This window comes from uncultured Cyclobacterium sp. (assembly GCF_963976465.1).
GTDB lineage: Bacteria > Bacteroidota > Bacteroidia > Cytophagales > Cyclobacteriaceae > Cyclobacterium.
In genome coordinates this window covers 1-5,871 of record NZ_CAXBOC010000377.1, presented here as the reverse complement: position 1 = coordinate 5,871, position 5,871 = coordinate 1, and the positions used below count along the sequence as shown (strand labels likewise).

General features: G+C 38.7%; 6 protein-coding genes. All 6 read right to left on the bottom strand.

Features of this window, described 5'->3' with window-relative positions:
- Positions 1–766 (bottom strand): rod shape-determining protein (locus tag AAC037_RS18275; RefSeq protein WP_339904593.1); only part of this gene is annotated, 766 nt, incomplete at its 3' end.
- 382 nt (positions 767–1,148) lie between these two features.
- Complete coding sequence (gene purH / locus AAC037_RS18270; protein ID WP_339904592.1) at positions 1,149–2,675, bottom strand: bifunctional phosphoribosylaminoimidazolecarboxamide formyltransferase/IMP cyclohydrolase; 1,527 nt, start codon at positions 2,673–2,675, stop codon at positions 1,149–1,151.
- Positions 2,676–2,809: 134 nt separating this feature from the next.
- On the bottom strand, positions 2,810–3,367 hold the full coding sequence (purN, locus tag AAC037_RS18265) for a phosphoribosylglycinamide formyltransferase (RefSeq protein WP_339904590.1): 558 nt from the start codon (positions 3,365–3,367) through the stop codon (positions 2,810–2,812).
- 81 nt (positions 3,368–3,448) lie between these two features.
- Positions 3,449–4,402, bottom strand: coding sequence for a glycosylase (locus AAC037_RS18260; protein WP_339904588.1), 954 nt, complete (start codon positions 4,400–4,402; stop codon positions 3,449–3,451).
- A 24-nt stretch (positions 4,403–4,426) separates the two neighbouring features.
- On the bottom strand, positions 4,427–5,299 hold the full coding sequence (locus tag AAC037_RS18255) for a geranylgeranylglycerol-phosphate geranylgeranyltransferase (RefSeq protein WP_339904586.1): 873 nt from the start codon (positions 5,297–5,299) through the stop codon (positions 4,427–4,429).
- Between the two features lie 92 nt (positions 5,300–5,391).
- Positions 5,392–5,871 (bottom strand): DUF2520 domain-containing protein (locus tag AAC037_RS18250; RefSeq protein ID WP_339904584.1); only part of this gene is annotated, 480 nt, incomplete at its 5' end.

Sequence of the window (5,871 nt, the reverse complement as noted above, 5' to 3'; positions counted from 1 at the left end):
CAAAAGCAATCTCAGAATACGAAACTTTAATCACTTTTGGAATACCTGTCATCAAATCCCTACCTCTGATTTCATAATCTTCCGGCGGATCATCAAGCTCAGTTAAGGCCGAGCCAATCGCAATCTTCACTTTTTCTGCAGATCTCTCTCCAATAAGCAGGTTGTGCTGCCTTCTCATATAATCTAGAATATCTTTTGTAAAGGTGTCACCTGCAACCCTTATGGATTGGTCTGCAACTATCCCTGAAAGTGCAATTAGGGCAATTTCAGTTGTACCTCCACCAATGTCTACGATCATGGATCCCATAGGTTTTTCTATGTCAATCCCGATACCTATAGCAGCAGCTATAGGTTCATAAACCATATAAACCTCCTTACCACCTGCATGTTCTGCCGAATCCCTTACGGCTCGTTTTTCTACCTCCGTGATGCCGGAAGGAATACAGATGACCATCCTGTGAGACTGGGGGAACATGCCCTTGTTATGGCCCGGAATCATTTTAATTAAACCCCGTATCATTTGCTCCGCCGCATAAAAATCTGCGATCACTCCGTCTTTTAATGGACGGATTGTCTTGATGTTTTCATGGGTTTTTTCATGCATGTTCATGGCCTCCCGACCTACCGCCAATACTTTATTGGTGGTTTTATCTATAGCGATTATGGATGGTTCATCCACAATAATTTTTTCTTTATGTATGATCAGCGTATTGGCTGTTCCTAAGTCAATGGCGATGTCACTTGAGAAAAAGTCGAATAATCCCATTTTGATCTGTTCTAAATTAAATGATTATTGTTACTTTAAATTTAACGCAATTAAATCCGAATAAATATCCGAAGCTGGCTTAAGTTCCAGGTTCCGGCGAGGTGTTAGGATCAGGTTTATCACGAATTATAAGCAATAGTTATGCTATGATTAACTGGGAATACTGCCATTTCTTACTCCTCCAGATTCCTTTCATCCCTCAGCCTTAATATAGGCTAATTTCAGGAGCTTTCAAGCCTTATTTTAAATTCGTTTTTTCTTCGGTATTGACCGGACCTAATATACCGGCAATGTAAAAGGAAAAACACTGAGAAACTGTATTTTCCAGTTGAATCCAATAAATAATACGCTTGACTTCCCAAGTCAAGCGTATTCGTCTCAATTAATGTTTAAAATGTCTGACACCTGTCATCACCATGCTCATCCCGTGGGCATCACAATATGCAATGCTGTCCTTATCTTTGATAGAACCTCCTGGCTGTACTACGGCTGAGATCCCTTCATTTCCTGCGATTTCTACACAATCCGGAAAAGGGAAAAATGCATCAGAAGCCATTACCGCTCCTTTGAGGTCAAAACCAAAAGCTTTGGCTTTTTCTATGGCTTGTTTCAAGGCATCTACTCTACTGGTTTGGCCTACACCACTAGAAAATAGCTGGTCATGATTACTTAGAATAATGGTGTTTGATTTGGTATGTTTACAGATCTTTAAAGCAAATACCAAAGCGTCCTTTTCAGCCTCTGTAGGAGAAAGCTTGGTCACGACCTTAAATTGATCTTTGGATTCTGTTTTCAGATCCTTGTCCTGCTCCACAAATCCATTCAATAATGTTTTAACTTGCTTTGTCCCTGCGATATTCATTTTTTGCTTCAATAGGATTCTGTTTTTCTTCCCTTTAAGCAAATCCAAAGCATCTTGGTCAAAATCAGGAGCAATTAATACTTCAAAAAACAATCCGTGCATGGCTTCAGCCGCTGGTAAGTCCACCGTTTTATTGGTGATCAGCACTCCACCAAAGGCCGAAATCGTGTCGGCAGCAAAGGCTTTGTTATAGGCTTCTTTTACACTTTCTCCTAGCGCAACACCACAGGCATTGGTATGCTTAAGGATGGCAAAAGCAGTCTCGTCTTGAAATTCAGCAATTAGGGAAACAGCAGCATCCACATCCACCAAATTATTAAAGGACAATTCTTTGCCATTTAACTGGTCAAATAATGCATTGATGTCTCCATAGAAACGTGCTTCTTGATGTGGATTTTCTCCATACCTTAAATCTTTGGCAGATTCTTCACTGATTTTTAATGCAGGAATATTTCCCTCCTGATTAAAATAGTTAAATATATGCGTGTCATAGTTGGAAGAAACTTTAAAAGCCTGCGCAGCAAAATACTTACGGTCTGCCAATGAAAGTGCACCATCTTGATTTTTTAGTTTTTCTTCCAACTCCCCATATTGGGCCTTGGAAGCTATGATGGTTACGTCTTTGAAGTTTTTGGCCGCTGCCCTGATTAAGGCTATGCCTCCAATGTCTATCTTTTCAATGATGTCTTCCTCAGATGCACCTGAGGCTACGGTCTCTTCAAATGGGTAAAGATCTACTATTACTAAGTCAATAGCCGGAATACCATATTCTTCGGCCTGCCCTATATCTCCTTCATTGTCTCTTCTATGCAATATGCCTCCAAAAACTTTAGGATGAAGTGTTTTTACTCTGCCTCCAAATATGGAAGGGTAGCCCGTCAACTCCTCAACAGGGATAACATCAGCACCTTGGTCTTCGATAAATTTTTGAGTTCCACCGGTTGAATAGATGGTTACCCCCTGGTTTTTTAACTGTTCAATGATCGGTTCCAGGTTGTCCTTATAATATACCGAGATAAGCGCAGATTGTATTTTTTTTTCAGCCATTACTATAGTAATTTTTTATATTCAGTTCTATCTCTAAATTTATATTTTTAAATAAATCGATAGAAAAGGGGATTGTTTGGTGTTTACTTTTGAACTTAACTTTATGAAGTGACAAAGTTAGGAAAATCAAGGCATTAAATCAGACTTTCAATGATTTTTGGATAGTATTTATGTTCCAAAATATGGACTTTTTCAGCAATTTGGTCCGGGGTATCTATTTTGTCTATTTTTACTGCCGTTTGAAAGATAATTTTCCCCTCATCATAGTTTTCATTGACAAGGTGAATCGTAATCCCTGTTTCTTTTTCTTCGGCAGCTTTTACAGCCTTATGAACATTGTCTCCATACATACCTTTTCCTCCATATTTAGGCAATAAGGCAGGGTGAATATTTACAATTTGATTGGGGAAAGCTTTGATTAAACCTTTGGGAATTTGTAACAGAAAGCCCGCAAGTACAACAAAGTCAATGTGTTGATTGATAAGGATTTCGGTAAGTTTACCGCTTTCCAATTCCGCTTTGGTGAAAGTATGTGTGGGTACACCATGCTTTTTCGCTCTTTCAAGCACATAGGCTGCCTTCTTGTTGGAGGCAATTAATGAAATGCGAGCTTTGGTAGAGCCCTGAAAATGATTGATGATTTTCTCTGCATTTGAACCGCTACCGGAAGCGAGAATGGCAATGTTTTTCAATGTTCAATAGTTTTATTCCTTTTTGTAATATTACAAAGTAATGTTCAATCTCTATTCCTTAATTCTGAACTTAAATCAATGTTATTTGCTAGGGTAATGGATGACTACCTCAGGATGCATGGTGTAAAACCTGAATTTTTCTCCATCATATACAGGAAAGCCACTGGATTTATTGTCACCCATGATCGGGTTTTCTGAGTATTTTGTCCAAGTCTTCAAGTCCGGAGAAACTGCCATATTCATGGTCCAATCACTCCAGTCCTCCAATGATGTGGCATGGTAATAAGCGTAATAGTTGCCTTGATATTTGATTACTTTATTTACAGCTACCCCATACTTGTCATAAGCTTCGGGACCGATTTTAATGATTGGGTCATCCTGAACATTTGTCCACACCTTTCTGTCCTTAGAGGTGGCCAGCCAAATACCCAAATCTCCTCGTTCGTAAAAAAGATACCATACTCCATCTTCTACCCATACTGTAGGTGTTCCGTAGGGGCCGTCACTTATAGGATTTCCATCTACCTTTCTTATATCAATGTCACCTTGGTTTTCCCAGTGGATCCGGTCTGTAGAGGTTAGCATTTTGGCAATGTCTCCTTTACCTTCTGCAAACATATAATAAATGCCATCCTCTTTCCACACCATCATGTCTTCCACCCAACTTTCACTAAAAATGGGATTGTCTTTATAACGTGTCCATTCAATGCCGTCTTCTGAGAATGCATAGCCTAATTTGAGCATTTTGTTTTTATAAGATTTATCAAAGCCGGTGTACCACATATGATAACCATCTTCTTCTTTCATAATGAACCCCCTTTCTCTAATCCCACTATCCCAGTCATCTTCATTTGCAGCTGTGAAAATAGGGTTATCCGGTAAGGGTGTGAATTTTGTGATTTCGTCAGGGAAAAGTTTTGATTTGTCTTCGATAATGGCCTCGGGCTCTGTATTGGATTGTTCTTTCTTTCCGGAACAAGAAGTAAAGAGAAAAGGTACAGTGATTAGAAATAGAATAAGAAGGTTGTTTTTCATGGTTAATATGTATTTAATTAGTGACTATAGAAACCCCATGCTTAGTATTCCTGTGAGCATAAGTATTTTTGAAATGGTACTTAATTCAGTAAAATGAGATTTTCGATCTGCCTTATAAATTTTCACCATAAAGAAGATGAACAGTAAACTTAAGGCACCGAAATAAAGAAAGAGTTGCGGTTCATTAATCTTGAATGTGACAAATAAAATAGAGGCTACAAAAAAGAAAGCAATTACGAATATTATTGTTTTGGTTTTCCTAAATCCCAAGACAATGGGCAAGGTCTTACACCCATGCTTCCTATCTCCATTTCGATCCTCAATGTCCTTTAGAATCTCCCGCATTAAGTTAATGAAAAACGCGAATAATGCATAGGTGAGGATTAATAATTCAGATTTTTGATAATAAATGCCAACGATCCAAATGGCAAGTCCTGTTAAAGAAGCTACTGTCAAGTTACCAATGAAGGGCAGGCGTTTGAGTGTGTTACTGTAGAGCCATAATAAAAATGCGGCCACAAAGGTAATCGCTCCAATTTTAGGGTGGACCACTGTACCGATCAATATACCTATAAAATTCATTACGGTATGAAGAATCATTACCATTCTCCTTTTCATGCCCTTGCCGATAACAACCGCTTTAGGCCTGTTTACATAATCAATTTTAACATCATAATAATCATTGATCATATAACCCGATGCCGTAAGAATTACAGTGGATATAATTAGCATATAGAGGTGATAATCGTCCAAAACAGGTGTTCCGGCTTTGGTTGTGCCCACCAAAAAGAAGGCAGTCATAAACTGTGCAAAGGCAACCATAAGCAGGTTTTCCAGACGGATAATCTTGATAAACCCCCCAAAAGTAAATACAGGTGACGCCTTTGGATTTTTCATGTTACAAAACTAATGAGATTACAATCAAACAAGGTAATTTGGTCAAAATTTATATGGGATATTCTTGGGTGCAATGGATTGGTAGACAGTGTTTAAAGTTCTTCCCTGTCCATAATGCTCTGAGAGATACTTCGGTAAATCTCTGCGAGCTGTTCATTATAGGCCAAGAAATCATGGTGATTTTCCAGCGTATCAATATCGTCTCTTATGGCCGGTCCTGTTTGAGCATCAGCTGCACCTAATTGGAGTGTTTTATTCATTTGCTCAATTATTAGCGGTTTTAAAATATCAAAATCCAAGCCTTGCCGTTTCATAATGGACTCTGCCAAATAGACCATATGGTTGGTGAAGTTGGCAGCGAAAACTGCGGCTACATGGATTGATTTTCGTTCTTTGGATCGGATTTCATAAGCAGGAGATTTAAGGCTTTTGCAAAGCTTCTTTAAAGTCTTTAAAGTCCCTTTATCACCTGACTCCAATAGGAAAGGTACTTCTTCAAATGATAGTTCTCTGGTTTTAGTAAAGCCCTGTAAAGGATATAAAATTCCGGTATAATCTGCCGAGCTATAGGA